Origin of the sequence: Nakamurella sp., assembly GCF_048594475.1 — a bacterium.
Classification (GTDB): domain Bacteria; phylum Actinomycetota; class Actinomycetes; order Mycobacteriales; family Nakamurellaceae; genus Nakamurella.
The window spans coordinates 1-19,807 of the sequence record NZ_JBMDXT010000123.1 but is presented as its reverse complement, the minus strand read 5'-3'; the positions used below and the strand labels follow the sequence as shown (position 1 = coordinate 19,807).

The following is a 19,807-nucleotide window of genomic DNA, read 5'->3' as shown; positions in this document are numbered from 1 at the left end:
TGTCCGTTGTGGGCGGTTTTGTGGGTGTTGGATCAGCGCAGCCCGGGCACGGCACCCGGAGCAGCCCGGGCACGGCACCCGGAGCAGCCCGGGCACGGCACCCGGAGCGGCCGGGTGGGACGGCCCACGGAGCTGCGGTGGGGCTGCCGAGGGGCCGGCCCGACCAACATAGGGCGATCGCCCGATGCCCGGGACCGGCCCCGGTGATGGGCTCGACGCGTCACCGGCCACCGGCGTGCCCGCACGCCCCACCCGACCGGCCGGTGCACCCGCGACGGCTGGATCGAGTTCCGGGGGGCCCGATGACGACTCACCCGCAGCAGCCGGGACATCCCGGGTCCACGGCGACCGGTCGCGACCGCACATGATCGTTCCCACCATCGACGCCGGGCTCGAGTCGTTCCTGCGCGCGGAACTGCCGCTGCCCGAGGCGGTCGGCGACGTGTCGTTCGACCCGCCGTCGGGCACGTGGTCGGCCCAGTTGAGCCGGATCACGGTGAACCTGTTCCTGTTCGGCATCGGCCGGTCCCCCCAGCAGCCGCGGCCGTCGGTCGACCGTGAGGTCAACGGCCGGGCTCAGCGCCGCCGGCCCATTCCCATGCTGGAGCTGCACTACCTGGTCTCGGCCTGGGCCGGGGTGGTGCGGGACGAGCACCAGCTGCTCGGCGACGCGCTGGCCTGCCTGGTCCAGGCGTCCGCATTGCCGCCCGAGCATCTGGCCGTGCCGCTGCCGTCGGGCGTCCAGCTGACGGTCGAGCCGTACGACAACAGCCGGGCCAAGGACGTGTGGACGACGGTCGGTGGCGCGATCAAGCCCTCGTTCGAGCTGATCGTGACCAGCGCCGCGGACGCCCCGGCGTTCGCCGACCTGCCGCCGCGGGTCGAGCGGATCCGCGCCCTGGTCGGCCGGATGCCCGCCGACGGGGGCGCATCGGGGAGCACCCCCGACCGCGTGCCGCCCGGCGCCCCGCCCGGCGCCGGCGAGAACGGCCGGTCCGCCGCGGCCCGGCACACCCCCGGACCGGGCTGACCCGTGCGCGTGACCACCGGCAGCACGCTGGTCGACCTGGCCCCGGGGTCGACCGCGGACGTCGACGTCGACGTGGTCAACACCGGGTCGGTGATCGACGGCATCACCGCCCGGGTGATCGGGTTGGACGGGGGCCACGTCACCACCCACCCGCCGGTGCTGGCCCTGTTCCCGGACTCGGCCGGACGGTTGACGCTCAGCCTGGAGCTGCCGACCGCCTACCCGGCCGGGCGACATCCGCTGACCGTCGAGGTGTTCTCCCGGCAGGACGAGGTGGCGGCCGAGTACGTCGATCTCGACCTGCTGGTGCCGACCCGGCCGGACTTCCGGCTGGCCGCGCGGCCCGAGGTGGTGCGGGCGCACCGCACGGGCCGGTTCGTGCTGGCCGTCACCAACGCCGGCAACGTTCCGCTGACGGTCAGCCTGGCCGCCGCCGACCCGGAGCGGGTGGTGACCCCGCGGGTGATGCCCGAACGGCTGCGCTTGGAGGCGGGACGCAGCGGGGAGGTGCTGGTCGAGGCCCGCGGTCCGCGGATGATCTTCGGCTCGGAGGTGGACCGCCCGGTCACGGTGACGGTGACCGCCGCGCCGGCCGACGCGGCGGCCGCCCAGGTCGACGACGAGCTCGCCGCCCATCCGGACGGACCGGCCCCGGCCGGCTCCTGGCCGGTGCCCCCCGGACCCCCGGTCCAGGCATCGGCGGTCTCCGGGCCGGCCGGTCCCGGGCCGCACGCTGCCCAGCACGGCCCCGAGCTGGTCGCGCCCGAGCTGGCCGAGCCGGAGCTGCCGGCGCAGAGCTGCCCGCTGATCCTGCGGCAGCGGCCGTGGATCACCCGCGGCATGCTCACCGCGTTCATCCTGGTGGCGATCGTCGCCGTCTGGGCGGCGATCTTCCTGTTCGGGCTGCGGCAGGTGTTCGCGACCGACCCGGTCACCAAGTCGGCACCGGCCTCGTTCTTCCCGACCGACATCGCGCTGCAGGCGGCCACCGACCGGCAGGCCGACGCCGCCGCGCCGGCCGGTGCCCTGCCCAAGGACGGCAGCCTGCCGTCGGGATTGGGCGGCACGATCGCCGGGACCGTGGTCGCCGCCAGCGACGGCGGGCCGGTCGGCCGGATCCTGGTCGAGGCGCTCCGGCCGCGGGCCGACGGTACGTTCGACACGGCCAGCTCGGCGGCCACCCAGGCCGACGGCTCGTTCCAGGTGGCCGGACTGTTCCCGGGCGGCTACCTGCTGCGGTTCAGCGCCGACGGGTTCGACCCGGTGTTCTACCCCGGCACCCCGGACCAGGCCGCCGCCACCCCGGTCACCGCCGCCTCGGCGGAGGTCACCGCGGGCATCGACGTCACGGTCACCGGCAAGCCGGCCACCATCACCGGCTCGGTCGACCCGGGGGACATCCTGCAGCCGGTCACCACCACGGTCACCGCCCGCGCCGTCGCCGGCCCGCGGGCCGGGCAGGACATCGCCAGCACCACCACGGACGGGGCCAACGGCTACACCCTGCCCGACCTGCCGGCCCCGGCCGAGTACCAGCTCAGCTTCGCCGCCGCCGGGTACCAGCCCACCGTCATCTCGACCCAGGTCGACGGCGGCGCGCAGCGGCTGCAACCGTCGGTGCTGCTCACCGCCGGGCCCGGGGTGATCTCCGGCGTCGTGTCGGCGGCCGGTGCGCCGGTCGGCGGCATCACCGTCAGCACCACGGTCGGCGGCACCACGATCAGCTCGGGCACCCCGACCACCGGCGACGTCGGCCGGTTCGTCCTGGGCAGCCTGCCCACCCCGGCCACCTACGTGCTGACCATCTCCGGGCCCGGATTCGGCTCGACCACCGAGGTCATCGACCTCGGGCCGGGCCAGCAACGCACCGATCTGGCCGTCACCCTGGCCTCCGGCACCGGTCAGATCACCGGGCAGCTGGTCGACGCGACCGGGGCCGGGGTCGGCGGGGCGACCGTCACCGTCGGCGGCATGGCCAACCCGCCGACGACGAGCACGCTGACCGCGGGGACCGTCGGCGCATTCACCGTCGCCGGCCTGCCCGCCGGCGGCACCCTGACCCTGACGTTCAGCAAGCCGGGCTTCGCCGACACCACCGTGCCGGTCCAGCCGGGCGGGACCCCGCTGACCGTCACGATGAGCGATTCGCTCGGCCGGATCTCCGGCACCGTGACCGACCCGTCGGGCGCCCCGATCGCCGGGGCCACGGTCACCGCCACCGACGGCAAGCGGACCTGGCCGGTCACCTCCTCGTCGGCGTCGGCCGGGTCCGCGGCCGGCAGCTACGTCATCGCCGGCCTGCCCGTCGGCGACTACACCATCACCGCGCAGGGGCCGACCACCCTGCCGCGCACGGTGCTGGTCGGGGTGACGGCCGGCGGCCGGGCCACGGCCGACTTCACGCTGCCGCCGGATCCGGCCACCGTCCCCGGGGCGGGGGGCTGACCATGCGGGTGTTCGTGACGCCCGACCGGGTCGAGCTGGGCGCGGCCGGCGCCGCCGTTCCCGGCGCCGCCGGTCCGGTCGGCGGTGCGGCCGACGGCACCGTCGAGGTGCTGATCACCGTGCACAACACCGGCACCCTGATCGGCGGCTACCAGCTGCGGGTGCTCGGCGCGGACCCGTCCTGGGTGAGCCTGCAGACCGACACCCTGTCGTTGTTCCCGGACGAGTCGCAGACGGTGACGGCGACGGTCGCGGTGCCGGCCGGGGTGGCCGCCGGGGAGCGGCGGATGGCCGTCCAGGTGCGGGAGGTCACCCCGCCGCACGACATCGCGATCAACGAGCTCGAGCTGCTGGTGCCGGCGGCCGAGGAGCTGGACGTCCAGCTGACGCCGATGACCGTGATCGCCTGCGGGCACGGCATGTTCGGGGTGCTGCTGCACAACACCGGCAACACGACCGTGACCAGCGAGCTCGCCGGCCGCGACGCCGAGGACGCGATGTGGTTCGAGTTCGACCCGCCGGTGGTCACGCTCGCTCCCGGTGACCAGGCCATCGCCGATCTGAAGGCGGCCGGCCCCCGCCGGTGGTTCGGCCAGCCGGTGGTCCGGGCCTTCGACGTGCTCCTGCTGCCGCCCGGGTCGGCCCCTCCGGCGGTGCGGCGGCGGCGCGGCTGGCTGCCGACCGAGCTGCTGCCCAAGAAGATCAAGCTGCCCACGGCGCCGCTGCCGGGCGGCGGGGCGGGGGGTGGGCTGCCGGCCGCGCCGAAGATCCCGGCCTCGCCGAAGATGCCGGCCGCCCCGAAGATCCCGGGTGGGCCGGCGATCCCCGGTCTGAAGGCGCCGGCGCTGCCGACCATCGCGACGCCGAAGATCCCGACCCCGGCCGTCCCGAAGCTGCCGACCGACGTGTCGATCCCGGGCGGGGCCGGGGGCGGGGGCGGGGCCGGCGCGGGCGGGGCCGCGGACCCGGTGGCGGACGCGGGGGCGGGTGGGCTGCCGGGGGAGGTGCCGGCACCCCCGCCCGACCCGGTCGCCACCGGCACCCTGCTGCAGAAGCCCCGGCTGTCCCGCGGGGTCCTGTCCCTGATCTCGCTGCTGCTGGCCGCCACCGTGTTCGCGACCGTCATCACGATCGCGCTCTCGGCGCTGGTCGGCCAGTCCGCCGCCGACCGCGACCTGGCCATCCAGGTGGCGGCCGCGCGGAACTCCGGGACCCCATCCGGCACGTCGACGCTGGGTGGGACGGTGCGCCAGCTGCTCAACGGGCAGCCCATCGCCGGCGTCTCGATCGAGCTGTTCACCAGCCAGGACGTGACCACACCGGTCACCAACACGGCCACCGGCGACGACGGCACGTGGGCGATCGACAGCCTGCCGGCCGGCAGCTACAAGTTCCGGGTGCAGGGCGCCGGGTTCGCCGAGATCTGGTACGCCAACGCCCTGTCGGCGTCCGACGCGACCGAGGTGACGGTGCAGGTCGGCCAGCAGATCACCAACCTGGACGTCAACCTGGGCGGCCTGCCGGCGACGGTCTCGGGTCAGGTCGCCGGGACCGACGTCGCCGGGGCCGTGCTGACCGTCCAGGTTCCGGTGGACCTGCTGCCCAGCGAGCCGGCGGTGGCCGCGGCGACCGCCGCCGAGGCGCCCCCGGCCGGCGCGCCGGCGGGAGCCGTGCTGACCACCGTGCCGATCGGCTCGGACGGCCGGTTCGACCTGTCCGACGTGCCGTCCCCGGCCGTGTACGACCTGGTGCTGAGCAAACCGGGGTTCGCCACCGACACCCAGCGCATCGACCTGTCCGGGGGCGAGGTCCGCGGCGACATCCAGCTGCGGTTGCGCACCGGCGACGGGCTGATCAGTGGCACGGTGACCGGTCCGGACGGGCCGCTCGGCGGGGCGGTGATCACCGCGACCAGCGGCACCAGCACGGTGCAGACGGTCTCGCTCACCGAGGGGCAGCCCGGCGGGTTCACCCTGCGCGGGCTGGTCACCCCGGCGACCTACACGGTGACGGTCACCTCGCCGGGGTTCACCACCCAGACGACCTCGGTGGTGCTGACCGACGGGCAGAAGCTGACCGGGGTCCAGCTGACCCTGGCCCGATCCGCCGGATCCCTGTCCGGCTCGGTCACCACCCTGCCGGACAACGCGCCGGCCGCCGGCGTGACGGTCACCGTCAGCGGCGGTGCCACCGACGTCACCACGATCACCCAGAGCGCCGGCACCCCCGGCGCGTGGACGATCGCCGGCCTGCCCATCCCCGGGGCCTACACCCTGACGTTCAGCCGGTCGGACCTGCAGTCCCAGACCCTGGCGGTCAACCTCGACGCCACCGGCGCGCCGTCCTCCGGGGCCGGCCCCATCACCGTGGCGATGACGTCGGCGTTCGCCCAGATCTCCGGGGTGGTCAGCCAGCGGTCGGCCGACGGCAGCACCGCGCCGGCCGGCGAGGCGACCGTCACCCTGACCTCCGGTTCCAACACCTACACCGTGACCAGCGCGTCCGAGCCCGCCGGCGCGCTCGGCTCGTACCGGGTCGGCGGCGTCGTGCCGGGCACCTACACGCTGTCGGTCAGCCGTCGCGGCACCAGCCCGACCAGCGTCATCGTCACCGTGGCCGCGGGTCAGGCGCTCGTGCAGAACCCGCTGCTGATCCCGCCGGCGTCGATCAGCGGGCTGGTCGTCGACCGGCAGGCCGGGCCGCAACCGGGCCTGGAGGTCAGCCTGTTCAAGGCGTCCGAGTACCCGGCGCAGGTCAGCCAGCGGGCGACCACCGACGCGGCCGGCCGCTACACCTTCGCCGAGGTCGACGCCCCGCAGGCGTACGTGCTCGAGGTGCGCAGCGCCTCCCAGGGCGCGATCGGCTCGGCCACCATCGTGCTGGCCGCCAGCCAGGCCGCGGACCTGACCATCACCGTGGGCAGCCAGCCCGCGGTCAGCCCGGCGCCGACCGCGCCGACCGTGCCGGCCGCCGCCGGCGCCGGGGCGACCGTGACCGGCCCACCCGCGGCCGGAGCGGGGGCCGGACCGTGACCGCCACCCCGCCGCCCGGCCCGGCCGTCACCGTCGCGCCCGTCATCGAGGCCGCCGCGGGGGCGACGGTGCCGGTGACGGTGCAGGTGTGGGCCACCGGGCCGGGCCCGGCCACGCTGTCCGTCGCGATCCGCGGCCTGGACGCGGAGTGGACGCCGCCGCCGGTCGTCGTCGGGCCACTGGCCCCGGGCGAGGGCCGGACCCTCGAGCTGGAGCTGCGGCCCGGTCCCAGCGCGTTGGGCGCCCGCTACCCGTTCGTCGTCCTGGCGGTGGCCGCCGACCCCCTCGGGCGGGCCGAGCCGCAGGCCGGCGTCGCCGAATCCACGCTGGTCATCGGCGGTCGCGAGCCCACCGTGCTCGACCTGGACCCGCCGCAGGTCACCGCCGTCTTCGGTCGCCGGGTGCGGCTGTCGGTGACCAACCCGTCGGCGACCGACCGGGACCTGGTCATCGACCCGACGGTCCCGGCCGGGCTGACCGCCCGGTTCGACCCGGCCCCGCTGGCCGTGCCGGCCGGCCGGACCGTCGTGGTGCGCGGCAAGGTCAAGGTCCGCCGGCCGCGGGTGTTCGGCACGGTCCAGACCCACAGCTACGCGGTCGCCGCCCGCGGCCAGGGCGCCCCGGTGGTGGTCACCGGGACCGTGCGGGCGCGGCCGGTGTTCCGCGGCGCCCTGGTCCGGGCCCTGGTGCTGGTCGCCGTGGTCGCACTGTGGGCCGGGCTGGCGATCGTGGCGATCCCGCGGGTGTCCTCGTACTTCACCACGCAGACGCAGAACAACCAGGCCGGGGACGCCGCGCCCGACCAGGCCGCCCCGACCACGGCCGGGTCCGACGGCAACGCCACGGGCACGGCGGCCGGCACCCCCGGGACCGGCGGGTCGGGGAACGGGTCGGGCGACACCACCGGCGGCAGCGGCAGCGGCGGCAGCGGCACCAGCGGCGGGGCCGGGACCGGGGACGCCGGCCCCGCGGCCCCGGGTTCGGCCCCCGCCGGGGATGCGACCGGCGGTGGGACGACCGGCGGTGAGACGACCGGTGACGCGTCCGGCGGTGAGACGACCGGCGGCGACGCGGCCCCCGGCTCCGGCCAGCCGAATCCGGACGGCACCCCGGGCGCGGTCGCGCTGCGCGGGCTGGTCACCGGCGCGGATCCGGGCGGGGTGACCGTGGTGCTCAGCCCGACCGGCTTGACCGAAGCCGCCGCGCAGGGCGCCGAACCCGCGCCGGGCACGGACGAGCAGACCGCGTCCGGCCTGCGCGCCGCCCGCGCCGTCATCGGCAAGGTGCCGGCGTCGGCGCTGCGGGTGAGCACCGCCGCCGACCCGCCGACCGTCACCACCACGACCAACGACGACGGCACCTGGGCGATCGCCGGCATCCGGCCCACCGGCTTCTACCTGCTCACCATGGCCCGGGCCGGATACCAGACCCAGCGGTTCGTGGTGAACGGCGCGACGCTGGTCGGTGCGGACCCGATGCGCACCGAGCTGGCCGCCGGCGGTGGGGCCATGTCGGGCACCGTGACCGGGCCGGACGGTCCGATCGGCGCGGCCACCGTCACCATCACCGACGGGCATGTCTCGGTCCAGACCGCGTCGGTGTCCCCGGGGGCGGAGGGGACCCCCGGCTCGTGGAGCGTCACCGGGCTGTCCACCCCGGGCACCTACCTGGTGTCCGCCGCCGCCCAGGGCTTCGGCTCCTCGTCCATCCTGGTCACCCTGGGGGCGGGCGGCACGGCCACGGCCGACCTGAACCTGCCGACCGGGGCCGCCGCGGTGACCGGGCTGGTGTCCGGCGAGGACCTGCTCGGCCGGGTGGGCGGCCTGGGCGGGCTGCAGGTCTCGGTGACCGGGCAGTCGGGCGACGTCACCACCACCCGCACCGCGACCACGCTGACCACCGGGCCCGTCGGCACCTACACGCTGCCCGACCTGCCCACCCCCGGCGAGTACACCGTGACCGTGTCCGGGGCCGGGTACTCCGACCAGGTCCGGCAGGTCTCGCTGGCGCAGGGCGTCGGCTCGGCCGAGGTGAACGTGTCGATGATCCGGGCCGACGGCGTCGTCAGCGGCACCGTCACCGGCAACCCGGCCGTCGGGGACCAGCCCGCCGAGGGTGGCCTGATCGGCGCCGGCCTGACCCTGACGGGCCCGGCCGGGTCGAGCAAGACGATGACCACGTCCGACCCGCCGGGCTCGTTCCGGTTCACCGGGGTCGCCCCCGGGGTGTACGTGCTGACCGGGTCGATGTTCGGGCGCATCTCCTCGTCGGTCACCGTCGAGGTGGCCGCGGCCGGCGAGGCGAGCGCCGACCTGACCCTGCTCAGCTCGGCCGACACCGAACTGCCGGCCACCGCGCACATCCAGGGCCGGGTCACCGACTCCCGCACCGGGGGTGACCTGACCTGCGACCGGGCGGTCGACCCGACCGTGCCGTGCGTCATCACCGCGTCGGTCAGCGTGCCGGCGATCGACCCGAACACCGGCCGGATCGACCCCAACCGGCCGCCGGAGACGGTCTCCGCCCAGGCCGGCCCGGGGGAGAACTACGTCCTGCCGGCGGTCGACGATCCGCTCCATCCGGGCCTGGTCCCCGGTCTGTACACGGTGACGATCACCGCTCCCGGGTACGAGCCGGGCCAGGTGTCGGTCCAGGTGCCGCAGGGCGCGACCATGTCCGCCGCGCCGGTCAGCCTGGTGCCGTTGAGCCTGATCACCGGCCGGTTGACCACCCGGGTCGGCACCCCCGCGGGCGCCACCTGCGTCGCCGTGGTGGCGTCCGGTGTCACCCCGCCGGACCGGTCGGCCGGATGCGTGGCCGACCCCGGCGGCATCACCTGCACCGTCGGCGGCGACCCGTCGATCCGCTGCGGGCTCATCCAGGCCGACGGTACGTACCAGGTGCGTGGACTGAGCCACGGCGGCTACACCGTCGTCGTGCTGCCCACCGATCCCGAGTACATCGAGCCGGCGCCGTTCAGCCTGACCATCGAGCTCGGCAGCGACGGGCGGTACGACCCGGTGCTGGACCGGCTCGGCCGGATCTCGGTGACGGTGCGGGAACCCAATACCGACACCGGCGAGCTGACGCTGGCCGCCGGCGCGACGGTCGCGGCGAAGCAGGGCACCACCACGGCCGCCCAGGCCACCAGCGGCGCCGACGGCGTCGCCCTGCTGACCACGCTCCAGCCGGGCGTCTTCCAGGTGACGGCGAACGCCGACGCCGGCAGCGCGACCGCCGACAACGTCTCCGTCCAGCTCAACCAGACGATCGACCTCAACGTCGCGCTGCTCAAACCGCTGGGCACGATCGTGGCGCGCGTCCTGACGTCGGACGGCATCACGCCCGGGGGCGTCGGGGTGCGGGACGCCCGGGTGACCGTCACCGGCATCGTCGGCTACACCGGGATCACCCCTGTCCTCGGCTCCGCGACGCTGATCACCGACGACAACGGCTGCATCGCCATCGTGCCGACCCAGGGGCCGCCGCCGGTGACCGGGCTGCCCGACCTGTGCCCGACCGTGTCCGAGCCCGCCGCGATCGGCGTCGCCGTGCCGGGCCCGGCCTTCGTGGCCCGGCCGGTGTCGGTGCAGATCGACCCGACCAGCGTCTCGCAGGCCTCCTTCACCGCGCAGATCGGCATCGCCGGCACCGGGGAGGTGCTCAGCGTGCCGGCCGATGCGACCACCGTGCTGCCCAAGCCGTCGCCGACCTCGGCCCTGACGCTGCAGACGCTGCCGGCCGGCGCCGGGCGGGGTCCGGCGGCGCTGGCGCTGCTGACCAAACCGCCGGGTTCGGGCCAGGTCTCGGTGCAGGAGGGCCCGGTGGGCACGCTGCAATGGACGGACACGGCGGTGACCGGGGCGAATCTGCTCTCGCCCGGGCGGTACGCGTTCGCCGCGCAGCTGCCGGGATTCACCCCGTCCCCGGCCACCGCGCAGATCCTGTGCCCGCTCGGCCAGAACTGCACCTACGTCACCGACCCGGCCGGCACCACACCCGCTCCGGCCCCGCAGCTCATCCGCAACCCGGCTTTCGCCGGCACCCTGACCGTGTTGCCGGCCGGCGCGAACATCAACGGTGCGGCGTTCTCGGTGACCCCGCTCAACGGGACACCGCCGGTCACCCTGTCCGCGTCCGGGACCACCCTGACCTGGCAGGAACAGGGCGCGCCGGCCAACCTGGTCGGACCCGGCAGCTACAGCGTCTCGGTGAGCCTGCCCGGCTTCGAGAGCAGCCCGGTCACCTACACCTGCGCCGCACCCGTCACCGGCGCCGAGACCTGCCCGCTCACCCTCACCCTGCGCCAGCTGTCCACCCAGACCGTCACCATCCAGAGCTCGGTGTTCACCGGTGAGCGGGAGGTGCCGACCGGCGCGACGGTGCTGCTCACCGGGAACTCGGTCGGCACGATCGGTCCGCTCAACGCCCAACCCACCGGCAACGGTTCGGTGCAGGTCACCCTGCCGCCGGTGTCGTCGCAGGACGGGTCGTACTCGTTGACCGTGCGCGCCCCCGGGTTCCAGGCGGCCACCTTCACCGCCGGGAGCACCGGCGGGATCATCTGCAACGGCGCGACCGGTCTGGGCTTCCAGCCCGGTCCGTCGGCGTGCCAGGTCACCCTGACGCAGCTGGGCCGGATCACGGTCGGCACGGTGCAGACGTCCTCCGACGGGTCGGTGCCGTTGCCGGCCGTCTCGATCACGGCGACGCCGTCCGACGGCAGCCCGGCCTGGACGGCCACCACCGGGGACAACGGGCAGGTGACGCTGATCGGCACCCTGCAGCGCGACGGGCTGGCCCGGGACAACGTGACCTACACGCTGACCGCGACGCGGGCCGGCTACGACCCGGCGACCACCTCGGTCACCCTGACGCCGTTCGACCTGACCCAGGCGGTGACCCTGACGCTGCCGGTCAAGCCGGTCACCCTGAAGGTCAACCTGCTCGACGGGACGACGTCGGTGGTGCCGGTCGGCACCGTCCGGATCGACGGGGCCACCACCAGCCGCTCGTGCGTCATCACCGACGCGACCACCCCGTCCTGCATCGGCGGCGACCCCGACATCACCGTGACCGGGGGTCTGGTGAGCTTCGCCAGGACCACCCCGGGGGTCTACACCGTCTCCTTCCAGCCGGGAACCCAGACCTACCAGTCGGTGAGCGTGCAGACGCAGGTCGCCACCGGCATCGACCCGCAGACCGTGCGGATCAACCTGGCCCGCCGGTCGAGCAGCCAGACCGGGACGATCCGCGGTCCGGGCGGGGCCGCGCTCGCCGGTGCCCAGGTCTCGCTGCGGCAGAACAACGACGTGCAGCAGATCGCCAAGGATCTGAGCGGTCAGCCGTTGCCGACCGTGACGACCGGCGCCGACGGCGGCTTCGCGTTCGCCGACGTGCCCGACGGGCTCTACCGGGTGATGGTCGACGCCTGCGGGTACGACCGTGCCTTCTCCACGACGATCACGCTCAATTCGCAGGTGGCGCCGGTCCCGCCCGCGGTGACCGTGCAGGTCGCCCGGACCACCCGGTCGGTCGTCGTCACCCTCGACCCGTCGACGGCGGGTCTGTCGCTGGCCGGTGCGCCCGCCACCCTCCAACCGGTGGCGGCGCAGCCGGGCGACCCGACCTGCACGCCGGCCAACACCACCGCGCTGACCGGGTTCACCGTCGCCACCGACGGCACGGTCAGCGCGCCGCAGGTGCCGACCGGCCGGTGGGCGGTGGCGCTCACCCCGGCGACCGCCCCGTTCGGGGCCGTGAGCAGTTCGTCGTTCCTGCTCGACCAGCCCGACCGCGGCGTGCCGGCGCCGCCGCCGGACACCGTGCCGACCGCGCCGACCGTCACCGTGTCCGCGACGGTCCGGCTGGCGCCGCTCACGATGACCGCGACCTGGCCGGCCGGGTGCTCGCCGGCGCCCACGGCGGTGTCGTTGGTCCTGACCCCGGACGGCGGTACCGCCCGGACGCTGCCGGCCACCATCACCCCCGGCGCCGGGAACGCCGGGACGGCGACCGTGTCCGCCCTGGTGCCGGCCGGTTCCTACACCTGGTCGGTCGGCGCCGGCACCTTCACCGCCGACCCGGCCACCGGCACGTTCACCGTGCCCGGTACGGGCAGCACCACCGCGGTGTCACTGGCGGTCACCCTGCTGGCCCCGGCCATCGGGGTCACGCCCACCGCCACCGTCGACGGCGCCGCCCGCACCGGGCTGCCGGTCACCGCGACCCGGGGCGGCCAGACCGTGACCGCGGACGGTGCCGGCCAGCTGTGCGTCGCGCCCGGCGCGGGCTGGACCTTCTCGGTCCGCTCCACGGCCGATCCGACGATGCTGATCCCGGACGTCTCCGGGGTGACCGTGACCCGGGCCGGCCCGAACACGGTGACGTTCACCGGGTTCACCCTGCGGCCGGGGGTCGCGTTGACGGCCGTGCCGCGCCGGCCGGCCGACACCACCGCCCGGTCCGTCGACCTGACCCTGACCCTCGGCGGGGCGACGACCTGGTCGGGGTCGGTCACCGTCCCGGCCGGCGCCAGCAGCGCGACGGGCCCGTTGCTCACGGTCGGCGCGGGCACGTACACCCTGGCCGCGGCGGCCAGCGCGCCGTTCGGGACCGCGTCGACGACCGGCATCGACCCGTCCACCACCCACACGGCGACGGTGACGATGCCGTACACCGCGGTCACCCTGGGGGTGACCGCGTCGATCGGCGGGGCGGCATCGGCCGGGGCGACCATCACCCTGACCCCGGCGGCCGGCGGTTCACCCAAGACCACCCCGGCGAGCGGGCCGGCCCTGTTCGCCGACATCGCCGCCGGCACCTACACGATCACCGCCACGCAGACCGTCGGTGGCACCCAGTACCAGGGTGCGCTGACCGGTCAGGCGCTCGCCGCCGGCCAGTCGCCGTTGCTGGACGTGCCGATGACCGCCGTGCCACCGGCCGGTCCGTGACACCCGCGGGTCGATGCCCTCCGGCCGGCCGGCCGGCCGGCGCCGGCGCTCGCGGAGTCGACGTCGGCCCGGACGGAGCCGCGTGCGCCTCTGCGGCATGATCGGGCCCATGGCTGATCGTTACCGCACCGTCGACGTGCCGGTCCGTGGGGGAGACCTGCGGGTCGGCATCTGGGAGCCCGCGGAGGGAACCGAGCCGGCCGGCCCGCCCGTCCTGGCGGTGCACGGCATCACCGCCTCGCACCGGGCCTGGGTGTCGGTGGTCGACCGGCTCCCCGGCGCGCGGATCGTCGCGCCCGACCTCCGCGGCCGCGGGCGGTCCAACGAGCTGCCCGGCCCGTACGGGATCACCGGCCATGCCGACGATCTCGCCCGGCTGCTGGATCACCTCCGGGTGCCGTCGGCGATCGTCATGGGCCATTCGATGGGCGGCTTCGTCACCGTCGCCACGGTGCACCGGCACCCCGATCGGGTCGCCGGGGCGGTCCTGGTCGACGGCGGGCTGCCGCTGCCCATCCCGGAGGACCTGACCCCCGACGAGGCGACGGCGGCGATCCTGGGCCCGGTGCAGCGCCGGCTGACGATGACGTTCGCCGACCACGAGGCCTACCGCGACTTCTTCCGCGCGCACCCGGCCTTCACCGACTGGACCGACGCCACCACCGACTACATCGACTACGACCTGGTCGGCGAGCCCGGGAACTACCACCCGGCCACCTCCTTCGAGGCGATGGCGGCCGACTCCCGGGCCCAGCAGGACGGCGAGGACTGGCTGCTCCCGGGGCTGGCCGCGCTGCCGCCGGGCACGCCGTTCCTGCGGGCGCCGCGCGGGCTGCTGGACGAGGAACCGGGCCTGTTCCCGGCGCCCTGGGTGGCCCGGTGGGCCGCCGAGTTCCCGGCGTTGGATGTGCGAGAAGTGGCCGGCACCAACCACTACACGCTGCTGTTCAACGACGCAGGGACGTCCGCCATCGTCGACGCGCTGGCCGCGGCGGGGGTCACTGCCGCTCGCGGATGATCCCGGCCACCACCCGGTTCAGCGCCTGGGCGACGACCCGCACCGAGCGGCGGCGCAGGTTCTCCGGGCGGGTCAGCAGGTCGATCGTGCGGCGGGCGCCGATCCCGGTCAGCGGGCGGAGCACGATCGAGCCGGGGGGAGCCAGCGGCGAGGTGTACCGCGGCACCAGCCCGATGGCGTGGCCGGCCGCGACGATCGAGTGGACCGTGCCGTAGTCGTTGATCCGGTGGACCACCGTGAGCTGCCGGCCGGACACCGCGGCCACCGCGTCGAGCAGGTCGTCGGGGGAGTAGCCGCCCCGCGTGGTGACCCAGCGCTCGCCGGCCACCTGGTCGGCGGTCAGTTCCGCGTCGCCGGCCAGCGGATGGTCGACCGGGAGGGCGACGTCCAGCGGTTCCCGGACCAGGGTGATGGTGCGCAGGCCGGCCGCCGGCCAGGCGGGGCTGTGGTCGAGCCGGTGGGCGATCACCAGGTCGTACCGGGCGGTGAGCCCGGGGAAGTCCTGCCGGGGCACGTCCTCGTCGGTCAGCCGGACGTCGGGCGCGGTGGGCAGGCGGGCCAGCTCCTGCAGCAGCAACCCGAACAGGGACTGCCCGGCGCTGTGGAAGCCGGATACCGCAACCGTGCCCCCGGCCGACTGTTCGAAGGTCTCGACCGCGGTGCGCGCGGCGGCCATCGCGTCGATCACCTCGGCGCCCGCGTCGGCGAGCACCTGGCCGGCGTCGGTCAACGTCAGGGTTCGGCCCTGCTTGGCGGTCAGCGGGGTGCTGAAGCTGCGCTGCAGCGCGGTCAGGTGCTGGGAGACCGCCGACGGCGAGACGTTGAGCACCTTGGCCACCGCCGAAACGCTGCCCAGCGCGCCCAGTTCGCGCAGGATCTGTAGCTGATGGACCTCCACGCGGCAAACCTAACGGTGAAGTAGCCGCTAAAGCAATGACGAAGAAAGAGTCGGTTGTTCTTCATGGTCCCTGGGCCCTGTACTAGTCCCCATGAAGGCACTGTTCAAAGCCGAACGGGCTCCCGGGTTCGAGCTGACCGAGCGTCCCGACCCCACCTGCGGACCGACCGACGTGATCGTCCGAGTCCTGCGCACCGGCATCTGCGGCACCGACCTGCACATCCAGCGCTGGGACGACTGGGCCGACTCGATCGTCGCCGCCCCGCTGATCCCCGGCCACGAATTCTTCGGCGAGGTCGTCGAGATCGGCTCAGGGGTACGCGATGTCGCCGTCGGTGACCGGGTCTCGGGCGAGGGTCACATCGTCTGCGGCACCTGCCGCAACTGCCGCGCCGGCCGCGGCCACATGTGCATCCGCACGATCAGCGTCGGCGTCCAGCGGGACGGCGCGTTCGCCGAATACGTGGCCATCCCGGCCGGCAACGTCTGGGTGCACCACCACCACATCGACCCCGACCTGGGTGCGATCTTCGATCCCTTCGGCAACGCCGTGCACACCGCGCTGTCCTTTCCCCTGGTCGGCGAGGACGTGCTGGTGAGCGGCTGCGGCCCGATCGGGCTGATGGCGATCGCCGTCGCCCGGCACGCCGGCGCCCGGTTCGTGGTCGGCACCGACGTCAGCGCGGCGCGGCTGGATCTGGCCCGCAAGATGGGCGCCGACGAGGTGGTCGACGTTGCCCGCCAACCGATCTCGGATGCGCAGCGGTCGCTGGGGATGCGTGAGGGATTCGACGTCGGTTTCGAGATGAGCGGAGCCCCGGCCGCGCTGCAGTCGATGATCGAGAACCTCAACCACGGCGGCCGGGTGGCCATCCTCGGCCTGCCGGCCCAGCCGTTCGCCGTCGATTTCGGCAAGGTCGTCACGCACATGCTGACCCTCAAAGGCATCTACGGGCGTGAGATGTACGAGACGTGGAACGCCATGGGCGCCATGATCCAGTCCAGCCCGGCCCTGCGGGAAGCGATCACCTCGGTGATCACCCACCGCCTGCCGGCCCGCGACTGGGAGCAGGGATTCGCCGCCGCGGCCGCCGCCGGCACCGGCAAGATCGTCCTCGACTGGTCGGAGGTCTGACCCATGTACGGAGCACTGCAGCAGCACATCACCGCCGAGCTCGACGGCATCCGCGAGGCCGGCCTGACCAAGCGGGAGCGGTCGATCACCGGTCCGCAGGGCACCGAGATCGTCGCCGACGGCCAATCGGTGCTGAACTTCTGCGCGAACAACTATCTCGGCCTGGCCGACGACCCGCGGCTGCTGGACGCCGCCCGGGCCTCGCTGGACGAGTGGGGGTACGGGCTGGCCAGCGTCCGCTTCATCTGCGGCACCCAGGAGCAGCATCGGGAGCTCGAGCGCCGGCTGGCCGGTTTCCTGGGCACCCAGGACGCCATCCTGTTCGCCTCCTGCTTCGACGCCAACGGCGGCGTCTTCGAAACCCTCTTCGGGGCCGAGGACGCCATCATCTCCGACGCGCTGAACCACGCCTCGATCATCGACGGCATCCGGCTGTCCAAGGCCCGCCGGCTGCGGTACCGCAACCGCGACATGGCCGACCTGGAGGAGCAGCTGCGCGCCGCGCAGGACGCCCGTTTCCGCATCGTGGTCACCGACGGCGTCTTCTCGATGGACGGCTACATCGCCCCGCTGGCCCAGATCTGCGACCTGGCCGAGCAGTACGGCGCGCTGGTCTTCGTCGACGACTCGCACGCGGTCGGCTTCATCGGCGAGAACGGCCGGGGCACCCCCGAGCTGTGCGGCGTCGAGGGCCGTGTGGACATCTACACCGGCACCTTCGGCAAGGCCCTGGGCGGCGCCTCCGGCGGCTACGTCGCCGCGCACGGCGAGATCGTCGAGCTGCTGCGGCAGCGGGCCCGGCCCTACCTGTTCTCCAACACCCTGGCCCCGGCCATGGTCGCCGGCACCCTGGCCGCGCTGGACCTCGTCGCCGGGTCCAACGAGTTGCGCAAGCGCCTGCAGGAGAACGCGGCCCAGTTCCGCGCCGGAATGACCGCGCAGGGCTTCGACCTGCTGCCGGGTGAGCATCCGATCGTGCCGGTCATGTTCGGCGACGCCGCGCTGACCGCCCGGGTCGCCGACGAGATGCAGCGCCAGGGAATCTATGTCACCGCGTTCAGCTTCCCGGTGGTGCCGCGGGGCGCGGCCCGCATCCGGGTGCAGCTGTCGGCCGCCCACACCCCGGCGCAGATCGACCGGTGCGTTGCGGCGTTCGTCGCCGCGCGCGACCTGGCCGCCTGAACCGGGTTTCCCCGCTCCCGGGCCCCGCACACCTGCTCCAGTCCAGTCCACCCCGAACGGCGAGGCGATGAACGACGCGGCGATGCACGTCCTGCGGGTCACCGACCTGTCGGGCGTGCTGGCCAACGCCCTGCTCGGCGGGGTGCTGGCCCGGTCCCGCGGGTTCGACCTGGTCGGCTTCGCGGTCCTGGCCGTGGTCTCCGGTCTGGGCGGCGGCATCATCCGCGACATCCTGCTCCAGAAGGGCACTCCGGTCGCCCTGGTCGACCACACCTACGTGCTGACCGCGCTGGTCGGCGCGGCGGTGGCCTTCCTGGTGCCGATCCGCGGACGGGCCTGGGAACACTCGTTCCCGGTGCTGGACGCCCTGGCCCTGGGCTGCTGGGCCGCGGCCGGCGCGCAGAAGGCGCTGAGCCTGGGCCTGGAGTGGCCGGCCGCGATCGCGCTCGGCGCCATCACCGCGGCCGGCGGCGGCGTCGTCCGGGACGTGCTGCTGCGCCAGGTGCCCGCCGTTTTTGGCGGCAACACCCTCTACGTCACGCCCGCGCTGCTGGCCGCAGGGACCATGGTGCTGTTCCACCTCGCCGGCCAGGTCACCGCCGGCCTGCTGGTCGCGACCGGCGTCGGCGCCGGTCTGACCCTGCTCTCGCACCATCAGGGGTGGCGCCTGCCCGCCCCGCCCACCTGGTCCGGTCCGGTCCGCTTCGGCCGGCCGGGTCCGGGTGATCCCGCCCGCGACGAGGGCTGACCCCGCCCGGGCGTCGCGCCGTCCCACCGTTCCATCCCGCCCCCTGCTCCTGTGCCCTGCCTGCCTGCCTGCCCTGCTCTGCCCTGCCCGGCCCGGGCCGGCCCCCACCCCGAAAGGCGCTCCGATGCCCCAGCCCGCGGCCGAAGAAGCCCGCACCGTCAGCGAGCACGTCAACCATCCCGGGCCGGACGACCCGGTCCTGCAGCAGGAGTTCATCGCCGAGAACGCCGGCTATCACAAGGGTCTGACCAAGCGTCAGATCCAGATGATCGGCATCGGCGGGGCGATCGGCACCGGCCTGTTCCTGGGCGCCGGCGGCCGGCTGCACAGCGCCGGCCCGGGCCTGGTCCTGGTCTACGCCGTGTGCGGCTTCTTCGCCTTCCTGATCATGCGGGCCCTGGGCGAGCTGATCCTGCACCGTCCGTCATCCGGGTCGTTCGTCTCCTACGCCCGCGAGTTCTTCGGCGAGAAGGCCGCTTTCGCCGTCGGCTGGCTGTACTGGCTGAACTGGGCGGTGATCGCCGTCGTCGACACCACCGCGGTGGCGCTGTACATGAACTTCTTCAAGAAGTACATCGCGGCCATGGGTGCGGTGCCGCAGTGGTTGTGGGCGCTGCTCGCGCAGATCCTGGTCGTCGGCATGAACCTCATCTCGGTGAAGGTGTTCGGCGAGATGGAGTTCTGGTTCGCGCTCATCAAGGTCGTCGCGCTGGTCGCCTTCCTGCTCATCGGCACCTACTTCGTCATCTTCGGTACCCCCCTGGAGGGGCACGACCCGGGCTTCAGCCTGATCACCGACAACGGCGGCTGGTTCCCCAACGGCGTCCTGCCGCTGCTGATCGTCACCCAGGGCGTGGTCTTCGCGTACGGCTCGATCGAGCTCGTCGGCACCGCCGCCGGCGAGACCAAGAACCCCGAGAAGGTCATGCCGCGCACCATCAACGCGGTCATCTTCCGGATCGCCATCTTCTACGTCGGCTCGGTACTGCTGCTCTCGCTGCTCCTGCCGTACACGGCCTACCAGGCCGGCGAGAGCCCGTTCGTGACGTTCTTCGGCTCCATCGGCGTCCAGGGTGTGGACGCGATCATGAACCTGGTCGTGTTGACCGCCGCGCTGTCCTCGCTCAACGCCGGCATGTACTCCACCGGTCGCATCGTGCACTCGCTGGCCGCGGCCGGCAGCGCGCCCCGCTGGACCGGCAGGATGACCCGCTCGGGCGTGCCGTTCGGCGGCATCCTGCTCACCGGCGTGGTCGCCCTGCTGGGCGTCGGGCTCAACGCGATCGTCCCCGAGCAGGCCTTCGAGATCGTGCTCAACGTCTGCTCGTTGTGCCTGATCGCCGCGTGGATGGCCATCGTCGCC

General features: G+C 74.3%; 10 protein-coding genes. 9 read left to right on the top strand and 1 reads right to left on the bottom strand.

What is annotated here, in order from left to right:
• Positions 1 to 364: 364 nt before the first annotated feature.
• From ACOJUF_RS06450 to ACOJUF_RS06430, 5 genes are all read left to right on the top strand, one after another.
• Positions 365 to 1,030 carry a DUF4255 domain-containing protein gene (locus tag ACOJUF_RS06450; protein ID WP_420121038.1) on the top strand — a complete coding sequence of 222 codons (666 nt, stop codon included), beginning with the start codon at positions 365 to 367 and terminating at the stop codon, positions 1,028 to 1,030.
• A gap of 3 nt (positions 1,031 to 1,033) precedes the next feature.
• Positions 1,034 to 3,475: a carboxypeptidase regulatory-like domain-containing protein gene (locus tag ACOJUF_RS06445; protein ID WP_420121037.1), complete on the top strand. Its 2,442-nt coding sequence runs from the start codon at positions 1,034 to 1,036 to the stop codon at positions 3,473 to 3,475.
• 2 nt (positions 3,476 to 3,477) lie between these two features.
• On the top strand, positions 3,478 to 6,507 hold the full coding sequence (locus tag ACOJUF_RS06440) for a carboxypeptidase regulatory-like domain-containing protein (protein WP_420121036.1): 3,030 nt from the start codon (positions 3,478 to 3,480) through the stop codon (positions 6,505 to 6,507).
• On the top strand, positions 6,504 to 13,463 hold the full coding sequence (locus tag ACOJUF_RS06435) for a carboxypeptidase regulatory-like domain-containing protein (protein ID WP_420121035.1): 6,960 nt from the start codon (positions 6,504 to 6,506) through the stop codon (positions 13,461 to 13,463). The genes ACOJUF_RS06440 and ACOJUF_RS06435 overlap by 4 nt, the downstream gene beginning before the upstream one ends.
• Before the next feature lie 109 nt (positions 13,464 to 13,572).
• Entirely contained in the window at positions 13,573 to 14,481 is a 909-nt protein-coding gene (locus tag ACOJUF_RS06430; protein WP_420121034.1) for an alpha/beta fold hydrolase, read from the top strand.
• Here the strand turns inward: ACOJUF_RS06430 and ACOJUF_RS06425 are convergent.
• Positions 14,462 to 15,379, bottom strand: coding sequence for a LysR family transcriptional regulator (locus ACOJUF_RS06425; protein ID WP_420121033.1), 918 nt, complete (start codon positions 15,377 to 15,379; stop codon positions 14,462 to 14,464). The two genes, ACOJUF_RS06430 and ACOJUF_RS06425, sit on opposite strands and share 20 nt — an antisense overlap.
• 91 nt (positions 15,380 to 15,470) lie before the next feature.
• Here ACOJUF_RS06425 and tdh point away from each other — a divergent pair, with 91 nt between their 5' ends.
• The 4 genes from tdh to ACOJUF_RS06405 form a co-directional block, all read left to right on the top strand.
• The gene (gene tdh / locus ACOJUF_RS06420) at positions 15,471 to 16,514 is read left to right on the top strand and encodes an L-threonine 3-dehydrogenase (protein ID WP_420121032.1); all 1,044 of its coding nucleotides are present in this window, start codon (positions 15,471 to 15,473) and stop codon (positions 16,512 to 16,514) included.
• Between the two features lie 3 nt (positions 16,515 to 16,517).
• Positions 16,518 to 17,696 (top strand): glycine C-acetyltransferase, encoded by a 1,179-nt coding sequence (locus ACOJUF_RS06415; protein ID WP_420121031.1) that lies wholly within the window; start codon positions 16,518 to 16,520, stop codon positions 17,694 to 17,696.
• A 67-nt stretch (positions 17,697 to 17,763) separates the two neighbouring features.
• Positions 17,764 to 18,444, top strand: coding sequence for a trimeric intracellular cation channel family protein (locus ACOJUF_RS06410; RefSeq protein ID WP_420121030.1), 681 nt, complete (start codon positions 17,764 to 17,766; stop codon positions 18,442 to 18,444).
• Positions 18,445 to 18,568: 124 nt separating this feature from the next.
• A partial coding sequence (locus ACOJUF_RS06405; protein ID WP_420121029.1) for an amino acid permease occupies positions 18,569 to 19,807 on the top strand: 1,239 nt, incomplete at its 3' end.

Excerpts from the sequence above, each read along its gene's own strand:
- ACOJUF_RS06410 (WP_420121030.1), top strand. The coding sequence starts at position 17,764 with ATGAACGACGCGGCGATGCACGTCCTGCGGGTCACCGACCTGTCGGGC.
- ACOJUF_RS06430 (WP_420121034.1), top strand. The coding sequence starts at position 13,573 with ATGGCTGATCGTTACCGCACCGTCGACGTGCCGGTCCGTGGGGGAGAC.
- ACOJUF_RS06415 (WP_420121031.1), top strand. The coding sequence starts at position 16,518 with ATGTACGGAGCACTGCAGCAGCACATCACCGCCGAGCTCGACGGCATC.
- tdh (WP_420121032.1), top strand. The coding sequence starts at position 15,471 with ATGAAGGCACTGTTCAAAGCCGAACGGGCTCCCGGGTTCGAGCTGACC.
- ACOJUF_RS06450 (WP_420121038.1), top strand. The coding sequence starts at position 365 with ATGATCGTTCCCACCATCGACGCCGGGCTCGAGTCGTTCCTGCGCGCG.
- ACOJUF_RS06440 (WP_420121036.1), top strand. The coding sequence starts at position 3,478 with ATGCGGGTGTTCGTGACGCCCGACCGGGTCGAGCTGGGCGCGGCCGGC.